We start from the raw sequence: 16,614 nt of genomic DNA on the forward strand, positions 1-16,614 counted from the left end.
GGCGACCCGCCCGCCCGTGGTCCAGGGTGGGCGAGGTGGAGGCCCGGAGCCGCGCCCTCGCCGCGCTGTGCGTGACCGAGATCGTGAGCTGGGGCGTCCTCTACTACGCGTTCCCGGTGCTCGTGGGCGCGATCAGCCGGGACACGGGGTGGTCGGTCGGCGCCGCCACCGGGGCGTTCTCGGTGGGCGCGCTCGTCTCGGCGGGCGCCGGGATCGTCGTGGGACGGGTCATCGACCGCCGCGGCCCGCGCCTCGTCATGACGGCCGGATCGGTGGTCGGCGTGCTCGCCGTCGTCGCGATCGCCGCCGCGCCGACCCTGCCGCTGTTCTACGCGGCGTGGGCGCTCGCGGGCATCGCGCAGTCCGCGACGTTCTACCCGCCGGCGTTCGCGGCGCTCACCGGCTGGTACGGCGAGCAACGGGTCCGCGCCCTGACGACCGTCACCCTCGTCGCCGGGTTCGCCAGCACCGTGTTCGCCCCGCTCACGGCGGCGCTGCTCGGAGGACTCGGGTGGCGCGAGACCTACCTCGTGCTCGCCGCCGTGCTCGCCGTCGTCACCGTGCCGCTGCACGCGCTCTTCCTGACGCCGCCGTGGCGACCGCGCGAGCGGGGCACCTCCGAGGCCGACGACGCCGCCCACGCGCGGTCGGTGCTGCGCAGCCCGCGGTTCGCCGTGGTCACGGCGGTGATGACGGTCGGCACCTTCGGCCTCTTCGCGACGACGATCAACCTCGTCCCGCTGCTCATGGGCCGCGGGCTCGATCTCAGCCTGGCCGCGCTCGGGCTCGGGCTGACCGGCGCGGGACAGGTGCTCGGGCGGCTGGCGTTCGTGCCGCTCGTCCGACGATCGACGCCGCGGACCCGCCTCGCCGCGGTGCTGCTCCTCGGCAGCGCCGGCGTCGTCGCGCTGGCGTTCGTCCCGGGCCCGGCCGCCGTGCTCATCGCGTTCGCCGTCGTCGCGGGCGCGGGCCGCGGGCTGAGCACGCTGCTGCAGGCCTCGGCGGTCTCGGACCGCTGGGGCACCCGCGCCTTCGGGCGGATCAACGGCGTGTTCTCGGCGCCGATCAGCCTCGCGGTGGCGCTGGCGCCGGCCGGCGGCGTGGCCGTGGCGGGCGTCGTGGGCGGGTTCCCGACGGCGTTCCTCGTGTTAGGGGGTGCGACGGTCCTCGCGGCACTGGTCGGTCTGGTCGCGTGATCGTGGGGGCTTTTCTCACGTTGAGTGTCAGCGTGGCCGCCAGGCTGGAACACCCCGACGGCGTGTCGCCCATCGAGGCTGTGGCGATCCTGGCGTGACACGCCAGCAACGCCGCATCGCTCGCACGGGGCTCAGAGGGTCGCGAGGTGGGCGGCGACGGCGGCGTCGAGGCGCGCGGTGTCGCCGGTCGCGAGGAGGTCCAGCAGCGCCCCGCGCAGCACCGCGAGCAGCAGCGCGCGCTCGGCCGGATCGTCGACGACCTGGTGGTCGGCGAACAGCGCGTCCCAGTCGGCCACGGTGCGCGCGGCGAACCCCGCCCACGGGCCGTCGCCCGCGTCGGCGACCGAGCGCGTATAGGCCTCGAGCCAGAGCCGCAGCAGCGCCCGGTGCTCGGGTGCGGCGAGCCACGCCCAGACGCGGGTCCCGACGGCGGCGAGGTCCCCGGCCTCGCCGACGGCCTCGACGACCGCCAGCTGGTCGGCCCGCGAGCGCGCCAGCAGCGCGCGGACCAGCCCGTCCTTGCTGCCGAAGAGGAACAGCAGCACCCGCGGGCTCGAGCCGATCGCCTCGGCGAGCGGGCGCAGCGACATCCCCGCCCAGCCCCGCTCGAGCACCCACGCGTACGCCGCCTCGAGCAGCTCCTGCTGCCGCGCGGATCCCTCGGACACCCCGACAGTGTGCTTCACTGAAACAGTCGTTTCAGTGAGGAGGCGTGATGGGTGAGGTGACGATCCGGGCACTGGACCGCCCCGGCGACCTGGGCTGGGTGCTCATGACCCACGGTGAGCTCTACGACGCCGAGTACGGCTGGGCGGTCGAGGCCGTGACCGCGCGGATCGTGGCCGACCACGCCGCGCACGCCCGTCCCGGGCGGGACGCCGGCTGGATCGCCGAGCTCGACGGCGTCCGGGTCGGCAGCGTGCTCTGCGTGCGCGAGACCGAGGAGACCGCCCGCCTGCGCCTCCTGCTCGTCACCCCTGCGGCCCGCGGTCACGGCGTGGGGCGCGCGCTCGTCGCCCGGTGCACCGCGTTCGCCCGCGACGCCGGGTGCGGGCGGCTCGTCCTGTGGACCAACGAGCCCCTCGCCGCCGCCCGGCGCCTCTACCTCGAGGCCGGCTTCGCGCTCTCCGGCGAGGAGAGCCACACCGAGTTCGGCGCGGAGCTCCGTGGTCAGTCGTACGAGCTCGGTCTCGATTGAACCCTTGACGGTACTTCTTGGTCCTGTTTTCATATCCAACCAAGAGGTTGTCCAATCGAGGAGATGAACGATGAGCACCACGACCGTCACCGAGGCCCCGACCGCCACGCGTCCCCGGGCGGCGCGCTGGGCCCTCGTCGTCCTCCAGGTCCTGCTCGCCGCCCTGTACGTGTTCTCCGGGTTCGGCAAGGTCTCGCTCGACCCCGCCAACGTCGCGGGCTTCGCGATGATGGGCATCGGCACGGGCGGTGTGGTCGCCCTCGGCGTCGTCGAGCTGGCCGCCGCGGTCGGGCTCCTGATCCCCCGCCTGGCCGGGCTCGCGGCCACCGGGTGCGTCCTGCTCATGACCGGCGCGGTCATCACCACGGCGGCGACCATCGGCGGCGCGATGATCCTCCTGCCGGCCGTGGTGCTCGTGCTCGTGGCCGTCGTGGCCTGGGTGCGCCGCGGCGAGACCGCCGCGCTGGTCCGCGACCCGCGCGGCGTGCTGCTCGGACGCTAGGCGCACGACGACGAGGGCGGCCCGGAGCTTCCGGGCCGCCCCTCGTGCGTGTCCGCGAGCGTGGCCGCCACGCTGGGACACCCCGTGCCTCAGCTACCGGGGGTTCTCGCCGTCCCGTCGGAGTCCGCCGCGGTCGTCGGTTCGGCAAGTTCGATGGAATCACCGGAGTCGGACTCGGTGTCGTCCTCACTGTCGTCGTCCTGCATCTCGGCCACCGCGTCCTCGCTGGGCTCGTCCTGGTGGCCCGTGCGGAGGTCGATCTGCTCGCCGAAGTAGCGGAGGATCTCGGCGATCACCGCCGCCACCGGCACCGCGAGGAACGCCCCGGCGATGCCCGCGAGGCTCGAGCCCGCCGTCACGGCGAGGATGACGATCGCCGAGTTGAGCCCCAGCCCGCGGCCCTGGACCAGCGGCTGGAGCAGGTTCCCCTCGATCTGCTGCACGGCGAGGATGAGGATCAGCACCCCGATCGCCGTACCGGGGCCCTGCACGACGAGCGCGATGAGCACCGACAGCGCGCCCGCGACGAGGGCGCCGATGATGGGGATGAACGCGCCGAAGAACGTCAGGACCGCCAGGGGCAGGGCGAGCGGCACCCCGAAGATCACGAGGCCGACGCCGATGAACAGCGCGTCGACGAAGCCGATGAGCGCCTGGCTGCGGATGAAGCCGCCGAGGCGCAGCCAGCTGCGGGCGCCGACCTCGGCCAGGTGGCCACCGGACGTCGGGCCGGCGACGCGCTGGAGCCACGGCAGGAACTTGGGGCCGTCCTTGACGAACAGGAACGCGAGGACGAGCGCCAGCACGGCGTTGATCACACTGTTGGCGACCGTGGTGAGGCCGGTGAGCACGCCGGTGGCGATCTGGCCCGCGCTCTGCTGCAGGCGCTCGACCGCGGCCTGCACGTACTGGCCGATCTGGCTCGCGCCCAGGTTGAACGGCGGCCCCTGCAGCCAGCCCTGGATCTGCTGGATGCCGCCGATCGCGCCCTGGGCGATCGCGGGGGCCTGGCCCGCCACCGACGGGGCGATGAGCGCGATGACCCCGCCGATCACGGCCAGGCCCAGCAGCAGCACCACCGCCGTCGCGAGCGTGCCGTTCCAGCGGTGGTTGCGCAGCCAGGTCACCGACGGCTCCAGCACCGTCGCGATGACCAGACCGAGGAACACCGGGAACATGACGTCCCACAGCGCGATGACGAGGTACCCCACCACCGTGAGCGCCGCCGCCACGAGCAGGAACCGCAGGCTCCAGCGCGCCGTCCAGGCCAGCCCCTCGCCGATGAGGTGCCCGCGCGTCGGCGTCAGTCCTCGCGCGATGTCCACGGAGGCGGGGGCCTCGTCCATGGACGGGAGTCTGTCAGTGATGACGGATCCTCCGGCGGCGCCGTGCGGCGCCGCAGCTCGTCGGTGTGTTCCTGCTGGGCCCGCCGGGCCGGTTCGTCGGCCGCGTCCAGGAGTTCCTGGACCCGGGTGACGACGAGCCGGAGTGCCTCGGCGAGCGCCGCGTCCGGGTGCCCAGCCGCACCCGGTCGTACCCGTCGCCAGCGCTCGAGGGCCTCCGCCGCGTCGTCGACGGCGAACCGGGCCTCGACGAAACGGAGGTGGGAGTCGCCGGCGTCGTCGTCCGCGATGCCCAGCATCGCCCGCACGCGCCCGCCGATGCCGTCGAGCAGCGTCCCGGCCTCGCGGGGCAGCCGGGGCGCCAGCTCGCGGTGGCGGGCCGCGAGCAGCGCGAGCCCCTCCTCCAGCGCCTGCCGCGGCGGGATCGTCGGCTCGTCCGGGGCCGCTGCCGGCCGCCGGCTCGCCACGAGGGCCCCCAGCCCGTAGACGGCCGCGGCCGGGATCCACCAGGTCGGGCCGATCAGGCCGCCGAGGTGCAGCCCGAGCGCCCCCGCGGCGCCGACGAGCCCGCCGAGGTGCGCGGGCGCCGCCAGGAACCGGCCCGGCGGCCTACTGGTAGCCACGGATCTCCCGGAACACGGCGTCGAGGGCCTGCGGGTCGGACGCCGCGAACGTGCGGCCGCCCGTGGCCGCCGCGAGCTGCTCCATCTCGCCGCGGGCGGCCTCACCGAACAGGATCGGGAAGACCGGCACCCCGCGCGTCGACGGCGGGCGACCGGCGAGGAAGGCCCGGAACTCGGGCAGCCGCGGGCCCCGGTTGCTCTCGCCGTCGGAGAGCAGCACGACGGTCGTGAGCCGGTCCGGGTCCGCGGCGGCGGCCTGGTCGAGGTAGCGGTACGCGGCCTCGAGGCTCCCGTAGACCGCGGTGTTGCCGCCGGCGGCGAGGGCCCGCACCCGGGTGGCGATGGCGTCGCGGGACGGCTGCGGGTCCGCCGGGTCGACGCTGAACGGCTCGGGGGCGCCGGGCGCGTCGCTGAACGGGACGAACACGACGTCCTCGCGGCTGCGGAACCGCCGGAACTGGTTGGTCAGGGACGGGTCGCTGCCGGTGAGCCCGATCAGCGCGGTGCGCAGGCCGTCGATGCGCGTGCCCTGCATCGAGCCGGAGACGTCGAGGACGTACACGGTGCGCGCCGGGCGCCGGACGCGGTCCAGGTAGGTCGTCAGCAGCGCGTCGAGGGTGGCCTTGTCGGTGGGGAACGGCAGCTCGACGAGCGTGGTGCGGGCGGCCTCGGGCGGCGGCGCGACGCCCGGGACGCCGGCGCGGCGCGCGGTGGTCTCGACGATCCGCTGCTGGACCTCGGGCCGGCGCAGGTGCTCGGTGAGCCGCGCGAGCCCGGCGCGGGCCTCGGGCGACGCCGAGCGCAGCAGCGTCAGGGGGTACTCGGCGCTGACCACCCCGTCGGACGGGACGACCAGCGTCAGCGGCTCGGGCAGCCGCCCGGAGCGGTTGAGCTCGAGGATCGACGCCTCGTAGGTGACGACGCCGTCGAGCGGCGGACCGCCGTCCCCGCCGGTCGCGCGCCGGACGTAGGCGTCGGTCAGCCACCCGGACGAGCCGCTGGTCAGGCGCTGCCCGGCGAAGAACGCCGCCAGCGGGCCCGTGACGCGGTCGACCGCGGCGGGGTCGAGCACGCGCCCGCTCCCGTCGAGGGCCGCGGCCACGGCCACGAGTGCGGAGAACCCCGAGTTCGACGACGACGGGTCCGTCATCCCGAACGCGAACCGCCCGGTGCTCGCCGCCTCGGCGACCTGGCTCCACGTCACGGGGGCCCGGTCCCAGCCGAGCTCGCGGGCCCGCTCCGCGCGGACCCCGAGCACCACCGGCGAGCCCATGATCCGCGTGGCGGTGTCGACGCGGTCGCGGGCCGCCGGGATCGTCTCGAGGTAGCGGTTCGACGAGAACCACAGCGCGTCGGTGGTGCCGTCCGCGCGTCCGGCGGCGACCGTGTCGGCGCCCTCGAGCGTGCCGGTGTACTGCAACTCCAGGCGCACGCCGGTCGCCTCGGCGGCCTCGTCGAGGACGGGGGCCATGTCGGCGAGCTCGCTGCCCGCGAGCACCCGCAGCGTCAGCGGGGGCGGCCCGGTGGCCGTCCCGCACGCGGCCAGGAGCAGACCGGCGACCACCACCAGCAGCGCGCGCCTCACCGGCACCCCCGTTCGACCGCGGCGAGCATCTGCTCGAGCGTCTCGTAGGACGGCACGTCGACCACCTCGGCCGCGTTCGGGCCGGGCGGGAAGGCGGCCGCCGCCGGGCCCGGACGGGTCGGGCGGAAGCCGTGGCGGGCGGCGAGCTCGGCCAGCTCGGGATCGGTGTCGAGCAGCCGTCCGAGGCGGTCGCCGTCCGGGGTCAGCGGCACCAGGGTGTGCCGGGAGTAGACCGTCGGTGCCGGGTAGAGCAGCACGTTCTGGTCGGTGAGCCCGGAGGTCGGGACCCGGCGGGCCTGCTCGAACTCCGCCTCGTAGACCAGCGCCATCGGGGCGACGCCGCGCCCGGTGGTCAGGTAGTCGTTGAACAGCACCGCCGTCGTGCGCGGCCGGTAGCCCTGGTCGGCGAACAGGCGGCACATGTCGGGCAGGACCCGCGTCGCGGCCGCCGCGTCGGGCACGGCGTCGCCGTTGGCGACGAACGAGGCCAGCGCGAGGTACATCGCCGCGGAGTTCGAGTAGGCCGGGTCGGTGGTGTTGAGCAGGACGGTCTTGCGCGCCGGGTAGGCCGTGTTGCCGGGCAGCCGGTCCCACCGCGTGCCCTGGCGCGCGAGGTCGAGCAGGACCCGCACGTCGACGACCTGCCGGCCGTCGGCCCCCGGGCGCACCGCCCCGGCGCCGGCCAGCGCGGTGGCGATGTCCGGGAAGGTCGCCACCGCCATCGGCGAGCTGAACGGCGCGTAGGCGGTGACGACGCCGCGGTCACGCTGGATGCGCTCCGCCGCGGGCGAGCTGGAGGGGAAGACGAACCCGTACGGCGCGAGGTCGCGGGTGGCGATCTCGCGGGAGCCGGCGGGCGACACCGTGACGGCCAGGCCGTTCCGTGCGAGGGCGGCGACGACGTCGGGGTCGTCGAAGAACGACTGCTTCTCCGAGCCGATGAGCCCCGCGACCGTCACGACCGGGGGCGACGACGGCGGCGCGAGGCGGCGGTAGACCTCGCAGCCGCCGTAGCCGAGCAGGACGGCGATGAGCACCAGCGCGAGCGTGACCCGCAGCCCCTGGCCCCGGCGTGACGTCGACGCTGAGGTCGGCGCTGCCGCCACGGGCTCCCTCCGGGGTGGTCACTGACGCGGTCGACTTCATCTCACCGGGTCACGATGGCCGGGAGGTGGACGGTCGGTGAACACACGAGCGCCCCTCCCGACGGGGACGGGAGGGGCGCTCGGTGTGCGCGGTGGGGGTGCGCGCGGACTAGCTCGCGACGGCCTTCTGCAGGCCCTCGTCGATCGCGTCGAGGAAGTCCTGGGTGTTGAGGTACGGCGCGTCCTTGCCGATCAGCAGCGCCAGGTCCTTCGTCATCTTGCCGTCCTCGACGGTCCGGATGCAGACGTCCTCGATCTTCTGCGCGAAGTCGACGAGGGCGTCGTTGTTGTCGAGGCGGCCGCGCTGGGCGAGGCCCCGGCTCCAGGCGAAGATCGACGCGATCGGGTTGGTCGACGTCTCCTTGCCCTGCTGGTGCTGGCGGAAGTGCCGCGTCACGGTGCCGTGGGCGGCCTCGGCCTCGACGGTGCCGTCCGGCGTCATGAGCACCGAGGTCATGAGGCCGAGCGAGCCGAAGCCCTGGGCCACGATGTCGGACTGCACGTCGCCGTCGTAGTTCTTGCAGGCCCAGACGTAGCCGCCCTCCCACTTCAGGGCGGCGGCGACCATGTCATCGATGAGGCGGTGCTCGTAGGTCAGGCCGGCCTTCTCGAAGTCGGCCTTGAACTCCGACTCGAAGATCTCCTCGAAGGTGTCGCGGAACATGCCATCGTACGCCTTGAGGATGGTGTTCTTGGTCGACATGTAGACCGGGTAGCCGCGGTCCAGGCCGTAGCGCAGCGAGGCGCGGGCGAAGTCGACGATCGAGTTCTTGTAGTTGTACATGCCCAGCGCGACGCCCCCCTCCTCGGGGAACTTCGCGACCTGGAACTCCATCGGCTCGCCCTCGCCGTCGGGCGTGTAGCTGATGGTGACCGTGCCCGGGCCCGGCACCTTGAAGTCCTGCGCCAGGTACTGGTCGCCGTGGGCGTGACGGCCGACGACGATCGGCTTGGTCCAGTGCGGGACGTAGCGCGGGATGTTCTGGCAGACGATCGGCTCGCGGAAGATGACGCCGCCGAGGATGTTGCGGATCGTGCCGTTGGGCGAGCGGTACATGCGCTTGAGGCCGAACTCCTCGACCCGCGCCTCGTCCGGGGTGATCGTCGCGCACTTGACGCCGACGCCGTGCTTCTTGATCGCGTTCGCGGCGTCGACCGTGACCTGGTCGTCGGTCTCGTCGCGGTGCTCGATGCCCAGGTCGTAGTACTCGAGGTCGATGTCGAGGTACGGGTGGATCAGCTTGTCCTTGATGAACTGCCAGATGATCCGCGTCATCTCGTCACCGTCGAGCTCGACGACGGTGCCCTCTACCTTGATCTTCGCCACGACTCGGGAGACCTCCTCATGGGGCGCCGACCGCCGGCGCCCGGCTGACCTGTCCGCACGCTATCAACGCGGGTGCGGACCACGACGCGTGAGGAATACCCAGGTGGGCGGCATCACCGGGTGGCGATCGGGCCACCCGTGATGGTGAGCGCCACGAGGATCATCACCAGGCCGAACAGCACATAGGTGATGATGTCGACGCGCCGGCTGCGCACCGCGAGCAGGCCCGCGGCGGTGCGCGTCAGGCTCGCCCGCAGGACCCCGGCGAGCAGCAGGGCGACGCCGAGCTCGGTGGTGCCCTCGCGCCAGTGCTGCAGGCCGATCCGGGCGAACGCGACGGCGACGACGGCCATCACCGCGAGGAACGCGAGGTGCCCCCGCACCTTCCGCAGCGTCTCCGCGCGGGTGCGCGGCGGGCGGGCGTGCCGGCCCGCCGGGAGCATCTCGGTGGGGCTCTCGTCGGGCGGGGGCGGGACGCCCGGGCGTGACAGCTCCTGCGGGCCGGACCGTGGCGAGGTACGCGGGACGGGCGGCTGGACCGGCACCTGCGCGGGTGGCGTCCCGACCGCCGGCGGGCCCGACGAGGGCCCCGGCGGTCGTCCCGATCGGGGGGTCACAGCAGTCATCCGGTGCTCATCCGCTGGCCAGTCGCTCCGCGCGCTCGACGACGTTGGTGACCAGCATCCCGCGCGTCATCGGACCGACGCCGCCGGGGACCGGGGCGAGGTAGGCGGCGACCTCGGCGACCTCGGGGGCGACGTCGCCGACCAGGCCGTTCTCGCCGCGCGTGATGCCGACGTCCAGGACGGCGGCGCCCGGCTTGACCATGTCCGCGGTCACGAGGCCGGGCACGCCGGCGGCCGCGACGACGACGTCGGCGGCCCGCAGCTCGGCGGCGACGTCCTTGGTGCCGGTGTGGCACAGGGTCACGGTCGCGTTCACCGACCGCAGCGTGAGCAGCAGGCCCAGCGGACGGCCGACGGTGACGCCGCGCCCGAGCACCGTGACCTTCGCGCCGTTCAGCGGCACGTCGTAGCGGCGCAGCAGCTCGACGACCCCGCGCGGGGTGCAGGGCAGCGGGCCGGGCTCCTGCAGCACGAGCCGCCCCAGGTTGGTGGGGTGCAGCCCGTCGGCGTCCTTGTCCGGGTCGATCCGCTCGAGCACCGCGCCCGAGTCCAGGCCCTTCGGGAGGGGGAGCTGGACGATGTAGCCGGTGCACGCCGGGTCGGCGTTGAGCTCGTCGATCGCGCGCTCGACGTCGGCCTGGGTGGCGTCGGCGGGCAGGTCGCGCCGGATCGACTCGATGCCGACCTTCGCGCAGTCGTTGTGCTTGGCCTTGACGTAGGAGTGCGACCCCGGATCGTCACCGACGAGCACCGTGCCCAGACCCGGCGTACGACCGGCGGCGGCGAGCGTCTCGACCCGCCCGCGCAGGTCGTCGAGGATCGCGGCGAGGGTGGCCTTCCCGTCCAGCTTGGTCGCGGTCACGCCCTCATGATGGCAGGTCGGACCCGGTGTTCCGCGCAGCTGACCGCCGGAGCGGCCACGGGGCGGACGCGACACCCGCCGCGACGAGGGTGAGCACCGCCCCGAGCACGGTCGTCAGGCCGGGGGTCCCGGCGGCCGAGGGCAGCACGAGGTCGAGCACGAGCGCGCCGACGATCTGGCCGGCGACGGCGCCGAGCGAGAGCAGCAGCACCCCGATCTGGCCGACCACCCATGCCCCGAGCCCGATGAAGACCGCCCCGAACGGCCCGCCGAGGTAGAGGTACCAGGCGTTCGGCAGCGGGTTCGGCGGGCCGAGCAGGAGCACCGCGACGATCCCGGCGATCACCAGCGCGGCGAAGCCGACGACGAAGTTGATGCTCGCGGCCGGGAGCACCGAGGCCACGATGGAGTCGCTCTCGTCCTCGCTCGAGCCGGTCCGCGATCCGCCCGCGGCGGCGGCGACCCGGCCGTTGAGCGCCTGCTGGGTCGCGATGGCGAGCCCCGCGGCGAGTGGGAGCAGCGCCAGCGCCACCGGCGCGTCCGTGCTGATCGACGGCGCCACCGACAGCACGACCGCCCCGAGCATCAGCACCGCGCCGACGATGCGGGGCGGGGTCGTGGCCTGCGGGCCGGCCGGTCCGAGGCCGACCCGGTCGACGACCAGCCCGCCGCTGGACTGGCCGGCCACGACGGCGATGGTGAACAGGGCCGTTCCCAGCACGTGCGCCGTCAGGCCCTGGCCGGCGACGAGCAGCGCGCCGCCGAGCCCACCGAGGAGCTGCCAGGTCCGCAGCGACCCGCGGCGACGGGCCGCGCCGACCCGTCCGAGCCCCCGCCGGCCCGCGGGCAGGAGCGCCAGCAGCACGAGCAGCAGGACCAGCCCGAGCCCGAACGAGATGACCGCGGCCAGCACGCCGTCGCCGAGCGCGGTGCCGAGCTCGGCGTTGACGCGGGCCTGCCCGACGATGAACGCGCCGGTGACGAAGGCCCCGGCGAGCCCGATTGCGGTGCGCGAGGAGGGTCCGGCCACGGTCACGGGAACCTAGCGCCGTCTCGCGGACGGCGCCCGGTGGTGGCTACCGGTCGGGGTGGGCCCGGACGTAGCGGGCGGTCACGGTGTTGGTCGCCGCGACGCCGCCCGCGTAGATCGCGTGCTGGACGAAGCTCGTGACGACGAGACGACGCTCCCAGCGCCACGGAGGTGGGGTGCCGCCGAGCACCGGGAACAGGCCGAGCGCCATCACCTGGGACCCGGCGAAGAACGCCAGCCCGGCCGCGGGCTCGCGCGGCAGCGGGTGCTGCAGCGCGACGTGGGCGGCACCGACCGCCGAGCCGTAGCCCCAGTGCACCACCCAGAACAGGGCCCGCCGACCCTCTCGCGACCGGGGCTCCCACCCCACGACGTGGCGCAGCAGCGTCGAGGCGGCGATGACGACGTGGTCGCTGTCGTCGTAGTCCAGGACGACCCCGGCCTCGTCGGGCGTGACCCCGTGTCGCCGGGTGAAGCGCCGGCGGCGACGATGGGCGGCGAGGGCCATCGCGCCGGTGCCCACCGCCCCGCCGAGCACACCTCGAGCGGCTCCACGCACCACCGGCGAGACCGTCCGTCGTCCGTGCACCGCGCCAGCATGCCCTGGATCGGTCAACGATGCGGATGGGCAGGTCCCCCCTCCGTTCGTCCCCCTCCGTTCGTCCGGTGCCCGCGGGCACGTGTCCCGCACCACACTCGTCTCACACCGGGTTCACGTCGTCGCGCCACGTAGCGCGCCGAGGGGGCGAGCCCCGCCGCGCGGGTCCGGTTCGGACACACGAAGGAGTGGGGATGACCACGATCGACGAGCAGTCCGCCGACGCCGGAGGCGCACACGCCGCGGCCGACACCGCGGCCGCCGAGGCAGCGGCCGCCGCAGGCGCCAACCCGGCACTGGTCGGGGTCCCGACGTTCGTCATCGGGTCGGTGGCACTCGGGCTGTACCTCATCGGGTTCACGGGCGCCTCGAGCACCGCGCTGGTGGGGATGCTGCCGATCCTGTTCATGTGCACGGGCATCGGGCAGCTCGTGGCGACGGTCTGGGCGGCCCGGACGGGCAACGGGGCGGCCGCGGCGATCTTCGGCATCTTCACCGGCTTCTGGCTGAGCTTCGCCGTGCTCGCGACCTCGCTGGGCGCCGACTGGTTCGGGCCGACCTCCACCGACACCGCGGTGGCCACGGGCGCCCAGGAGACCTTCCTGCTCACGTGGCTGATCGGCGTCGTCGTCCTCACGGTGGCCTCGCTGCGCCTGCCGTCGGTCTTCACCGTGCTGTTCGTCCTCATCGACGCCGCCCTGCTGATCGTGCTGCTGGGGACCTCGAGCGGCTCGACCGGCCTGCTGTTCCTCGGCGGCATCGTGGTGTTCGCCTTCGCGCTGGTCGGCGTCTACATGTTCCTGGACGCCCTCGGCCAGGCCACGGGCGGCAAGCCGATGCCGATGGGCAAGCCGATCATCGGCGGCTGAGCTCCACCGGGTGGAGCGAGGGGCTCCTTCGCTGCGTGGGACGCAGCCGGGGAGTCCCTCGCTCCACGACGTCGTGCTGCGTGGCGTCGGCGCGCCCGGAACCGCGGGACCGTCAGCGGAAGTCGCGCGAGCTCGACGGCACCCGCAGCTCGAGGCGCTCGACGCGATCGGCGACGAGGTTGACCACCGTGGGCGCGTCGTGGGCCCGCTCGACCCGCCCGCGGATCACGAGCGCCGCGCTGGTGCGTGCCACCACGCGGTGGCGCGCCCAGAGACCCTCCGAACACACGACGTTGAGCATGCCGGTCTCGTCCTCGAGGTTGAGGAACGTCGTGCCGCCCGCCGTCGCGGGCCGCTGGCGGTGGGTGACGACGCCGCCGACCTCGATCCGCTCGCCCGCTCCCACGCCGGCGACCGCGGCCACCGAGAACGCGCCGCGCTCGTCGAGCACCGCGCGCAGGTGGGTGACGGGATGGCTGTCCGGGGTCAGGCCGGTGGCCCACACGTCGGCGACGGTGAGCTCGACCGCGCTCATGCCGGGCAGCGCCGGCGCCTCGAGCCCCACGGCGGTGTCGGGCAGGCGGTCGTGGCGCACGCCGTCGCGCACCACCCCGACGCCGGCCGCGGCCGCACCGGCGGCCCACAGGGCCTCGCGGCGGTCGAGCCCGAAGCAGCCCAGTGCCCCGGCCGTCGCGAGCGCCTCGACGTGGGCGGTGGTCAGCTCGGCACGACGGGCGAGGTCGGCGACGTCCCGGTACGCCCCGCCCGCGCTCCTCTCCGCCACGATCCGGGCGGCCACCTCGTCGCCCATCCCGCGCACCCCGGCGAGGCCCAACCGCACCGCGACCCCTCCGTGGCTGCCGGGATGGGGCTCGAGCTCCGGGGTGTCCGCGGCGACCTGGACGTCGGGACCCAGCACCACCACACCGTGGCGACGGGCGTCGGCGGTGAGCGACTGCGGTGAGTAGAAGCCCATCGGCTGGGCGCGCAGCAGCGCGGCGCAGAAGGCCGCCGGGTAGTAGAGCTTGTACCAGGCACTGACGTAGACCAGCGACGCGAAGCTGATCGAATGGCTCTCGGGGAAGCCGAAGTTCGCGAACGCCTTGGTCTTCCCGAAGATCGTGTCCGCGAGGTCGCCGGTGATCCCGTTGGCCTCCATGCCCTCGTAGAACCGCGTGCGCATCCGCTCGATCCGTTCGGTGGAGCGCTTGGCCGACAGGGCGCGGCGCAGCTCGTCGGCCTCGGCGGCGGAGAAGCCGGCGACGTCCACGGCGAGCTGCATGAGCTGTTCCTGGAACAGCGGCACGCCGAGCGTCTTCTCCAGCGCCGGCTCGCAGAGCGGATGGTCGTAGACGACGCGCTCGAGCCCGTTGCGTCGCCGGATGTAGGGGTGCACCGACCCGCCCTGGATCGGCCCGGGCCGGATGAGGGCGACCTCGACGACGAGGTCGTAGAACTCCCGCGGGCGCAGCCGGGGCAGCGTCGCCATCTGGGCGCGGGACTCGACCTGGAACACGCCCACCGAGTCGCCCTCGGCGAGCATGGCGAACACCGCCGGGTCGGTGGCCTGCAGGTCGTGCAGCTTCACGCGCACCCCGTGGTGGGCGGCGACGAGGTCGGCGGCGTAGTGCAGCACCGAGAGCATCCCCAGCCCCAACAGGTCGATCTTGACCAGCCCGACCGCCGCCGCGTCGTCCTTGTCCCACTGGATGACGCTGCGCCCCGGCATCCGCCCCCACTCCACGGGCACCACCTGGTCGACCGGGCGGTCGCAGATGACCATGCCGCCGGAGTGGATCCCCAGGTGGCGCGGGAAGCCCGCGATCTGCTCGGCGAGCGAGGCCACCGCCGGGGGCATCTCGGGCACCTGCCCGGCGAGCTCCGCGCCCGGGCCCCACCGGTCGATCTGCTTGCTCCACGCGTCCTGCTGGCCCTGCGAGAACCCCAGCGCGCGGGCGGCGTCGCGCACCGCCGAGCGCGGCCGGTAGGTGATGACGTTGGCGACCTGCGCGGCGCGATCGCGCCCGTAGCGGGCGTAGACGTACTGGATGGCCTCCTCGCGGCGGTCGGACTCGATGTCGAGGTCGATGTCGGGGTAGCCGTCGCGCTCCGGGGAGAGGAAGCGCTCGAACAGCAGGCCCATCTCGACGGCGTCGACGTGGGTGATGCCCAGCGCGAAGCAGACCGCCGAGTTGGCCGCCGACCCCCGGCCCTGGCAGTAGATGTCGTGGTCGGTGCAGTACGCCACGATGTCGGCGACGATGAGGAAGTAGCCGGGGAAGCCCTGCTTCTCGATGACGTCGAGCTCGTGGTCGATCACCTCGTACGCCCGGGGCGAGCGCAGACGGTCGCCGTAGCGCACCCCCGCCCCCAGCCAGGTCAGCTCACGCAGCCAGCTCGCCTCGGTCTGACCCTCGGGCACCGCGAACGGCGGCAGCTCGGGCGCCAGCAGCTGGAGACCGAACGCGCACTCACGCCCGAGCCTCGCGGCGTGGGCGACGGCCTGCGGGTGGCGCGCGAACCGCTGCGCCATCTCCGCCCCGGAGCGCAGGTGCGCCGGGCCCGGCGGCAGCCAGCCCTCCGCGTCGTCGAGGCTGCGCCGGGCCCGCACCGCGCCCAGCGCGGCCGCGAGCCGGGCGCGGTCGGGCGTCGCGTAGTGGGCGCCGGTGGTGGCCACGGTGTGCAGGCCACGGCCCCGGTCGGCACGGGCGGCGAGCTCGGCCAGCGCCGCGTTGCGCTCGGTGTCGTCCGGGAGGCCCTGGTCGGTGAGCTCGACCGCGACGTTCTCCGCCCCGAACAGCGCGACCAGCCGGTCGATCTCGCGGGCGGCCGCCTCGGCCCCGCCCGTCGCGAGCGCCCGGCGCACCGAGCCCTTGCGGCACCCCGTCAGCACCTGCACCTGGCCACCGAGCGTCGCCGCGACGCGCTCGGGGTCGTACACCGGGCGGCCCTTCTCGCCGTGGGTGTGCATCTGCCCCTCGGTGATCGCCCGCGAGATCGCCCGGTAGCCGTCCGGGTCGCGGGCGAGGACCAGCAGGTGGTCGCCCTCGGGGTCGGGCACACCGTTCTGCGGCGCGGACAGGCCCAGCGAGAGCTCGGCGCCGTAGACCGTCGGCACCCCCAGCTCCTGCGCCGCCTCGGCGAAGCGGACCACCCCGTACATGCCGTCGTGGTCGGTCAGCGCGATCGCCTCCAGCCCCAGCCGCGCGGCCTCCTCGACCAGCTCCTCGGGGTGCGACGCGCCGTCGAGGAAGCTGAAGTTGGAGTGGGCGTGCAGCTCGGCGTACGGGACGGTCGTGCCCGTGGACCGCGCGTGCGCCGGCGGGCGGTAGGGCGTGCGGTGCCGGCTCCACGCCGGGCTGTCGCCCCCGTCGCCGGGGAAGTGCTCCTCGCGCGGCGCCCGGATCGTGCCCGGGCCGTCGATGCGGAAGCCGTCGCGGTCGCCGTCGTCGAACGCGAGGGGATCGCGGACGAAGTCGTCCGGCGGCCAGGGACCGATGTGCCCCTCGTGGGGCTGGTCGTCGTCCCTCCGCCGGACCTTCGCGTCCCCCTGGACGGCCTGGCGCGTCCCGTTGCCCCGCCCCTGCAGACTCGGGCCGTCGGCGGGGCGCCCCGACAGCAGGCGCTCCATCTCCGACCAGCTCACCGGCGGGTTGCCCCACCCCATCCGCACCTCCCGCGCCGTGGATCGAACACGTGTTCGACACGAT

At 74.4% G+C, this 16,614-nt stretch carries 15 protein-coding genes; 4 read left to right on the plus strand and 11 right to left on the minus strand.

Annotated features, from left to right (window positions below):
• Window positions 1-35: 35 nt before the first annotated feature.
• Complete coding sequence (locus WCD41_RS16925) at window positions 36-1,196, plus strand: MFS transporter (protein ID WP_337714637.1); 1,161 nt, start codon at window positions 36-38, stop codon at window positions 1,194-1,196.
• A gap of 131 nt (window positions 1,197-1,327) precedes the next feature.
• Here the strand turns inward: WCD41_RS16925 and WCD41_RS16930 are convergent, their stop codons facing one another.
• Complete coding sequence (locus WCD41_RS16930; protein ID WP_337714638.1) at window positions 1,328-1,864, minus strand: TetR/AcrR family transcriptional regulator; 537 nt, start codon at window positions 1,862-1,864, stop codon at window positions 1,328-1,330.
• 47 nt (window positions 1,865-1,911) lie between these two features.
• On the opposite strand from WCD41_RS16930, the gene WCD41_RS16935 reads away from it, so the two are divergent.
• Both WCD41_RS16935 and WCD41_RS16940 read left to right on the plus strand, forming a co-directional pair.
• Window positions 1,912-2,394, plus strand: a complete 483-nt coding sequence (locus WCD41_RS16935; RefSeq protein ID WP_337714639.1) for a GNAT family N-acetyltransferase — start codon at window positions 1,912-1,914, stop codon at window positions 2,392-2,394.
• 70 nt (window positions 2,395-2,464) lie between these two features.
• Window positions 2,465-2,896: a DoxX family protein gene (locus WCD41_RS16940; protein ID WP_337714640.1), complete on the plus strand. Its 432-nt coding sequence runs from the start codon at window positions 2,465-2,467 to the stop codon at window positions 2,894-2,896.
• An 89-nt stretch (window positions 2,897-2,985) separates the two neighbouring features.
• On the opposite strand, the gene WCD41_RS16945 is transcribed toward WCD41_RS16940, so the two are convergent.
• The 9 genes from WCD41_RS16945 to WCD41_RS16985 form a co-directional block, all read right to left on the minus strand.
• Window positions 2,986-4,242, minus strand: a complete 1,257-nt coding sequence (locus WCD41_RS16945; protein WP_337714641.1) for an AI-2E family transporter — start codon at window positions 4,240-4,242, stop codon at window positions 2,986-2,988.
• Entirely contained in the window at window positions 4,200-4,862 is a 663-nt protein-coding gene (locus WCD41_RS16950; RefSeq protein WP_337714642.1) for a hypothetical protein, read from the minus strand. The genes WCD41_RS16945 and WCD41_RS16950 overlap by 43 nt, the downstream gene beginning before the upstream one ends.
• Window positions 4,849-6,447: a VWA domain-containing protein gene (locus tag WCD41_RS16955; RefSeq protein ID WP_337714643.1), complete on the minus strand. Its 1,599-nt coding sequence runs from the start codon at window positions 6,445-6,447 to the stop codon at window positions 4,849-4,851. Before WCD41_RS16955 ends, WCD41_RS16950 begins: the two co-directional genes overlap by 14 nt.
• Entirely contained in the window at window positions 6,444-7,553 is a 1,110-nt protein-coding gene (locus WCD41_RS16960; RefSeq protein WP_337714644.1) for a hypothetical protein, read from the minus strand. Before WCD41_RS16960 ends, WCD41_RS16955 begins: the two co-directional genes overlap by 4 nt.
• Window positions 7,554-7,701: 148 nt before the next feature.
• Entirely contained in the window at window positions 7,702-8,919 is a 1,218-nt protein-coding gene (locus WCD41_RS16965; RefSeq protein WP_337714645.1) for an NADP-dependent isocitrate dehydrogenase, read from the minus strand.
• A 113-nt stretch (window positions 8,920-9,032) separates the two neighbouring features.
• Entirely contained in the window at window positions 9,033-9,545 is a 513-nt protein-coding gene (locus tag WCD41_RS16970) for a DUF3017 domain-containing protein (RefSeq protein WP_337714646.1), read from the minus strand.
• Between the two features lie 7 nt (window positions 9,546-9,552).
• Window positions 9,553-10,407: a bifunctional methylenetetrahydrofolate dehydrogenase/methenyltetrahydrofolate cyclohydrolase gene (locus WCD41_RS16975; protein WP_337714647.1), complete on the minus strand. Its 855-nt coding sequence runs from the start codon at window positions 10,405-10,407 to the stop codon at window positions 9,553-9,555.
• A 4-nt stretch (window positions 10,408-10,411) separates the two neighbouring features.
• Window positions 10,412-11,437 carry a DMT family transporter gene (locus tag WCD41_RS16980; protein WP_337714648.1) on the minus strand — a complete coding sequence of 342 codons (1,026 nt, stop codon included), beginning with the start codon at window positions 11,435-11,437 and terminating at the stop codon, window positions 10,412-10,414.
• A gap of 46 nt (window positions 11,438-11,483) precedes the next feature.
• Window positions 11,484-11,999 (minus strand): hypothetical protein, encoded by a 516-nt coding sequence (locus WCD41_RS16985; RefSeq protein ID WP_337714649.1) that lies wholly within the window; start codon window positions 11,997-11,999, stop codon window positions 11,484-11,486.
• A gap of 230 nt (window positions 12,000-12,229) precedes the next feature.
• Between WCD41_RS16985 and WCD41_RS16990 the strand changes: the two genes are divergently transcribed.
• A complete protein-coding gene (locus tag WCD41_RS16990; protein WP_337714650.1) occupies window positions 12,230-12,904 on the plus strand; it encodes a GPR1/FUN34/YaaH family transporter in 675 nt (224 codons plus the stop codon).
• A gap of 112 nt (window positions 12,905-13,016) precedes the next feature.
• Here WCD41_RS16990 and WCD41_RS16995 read toward each other — a convergent pair whose 3' ends face one another.
• Complete coding sequence (locus WCD41_RS16995; protein WP_337714651.1) at window positions 13,017-16,571, minus strand: error-prone DNA polymerase; 3,555 nt, start codon at window positions 16,569-16,571, stop codon at window positions 13,017-13,019.
• Window positions 16,572-16,614 lie beyond the last annotated feature (43 nt).

The sequence above is a fragment of the Actinomycetospora aeridis genome (assembly GCF_037400275.1).
GTDB lineage: Bacteria > Actinomycetota > Actinomycetes > Mycobacteriales > Pseudonocardiaceae > Actinomycetospora > Actinomycetospora aeridis.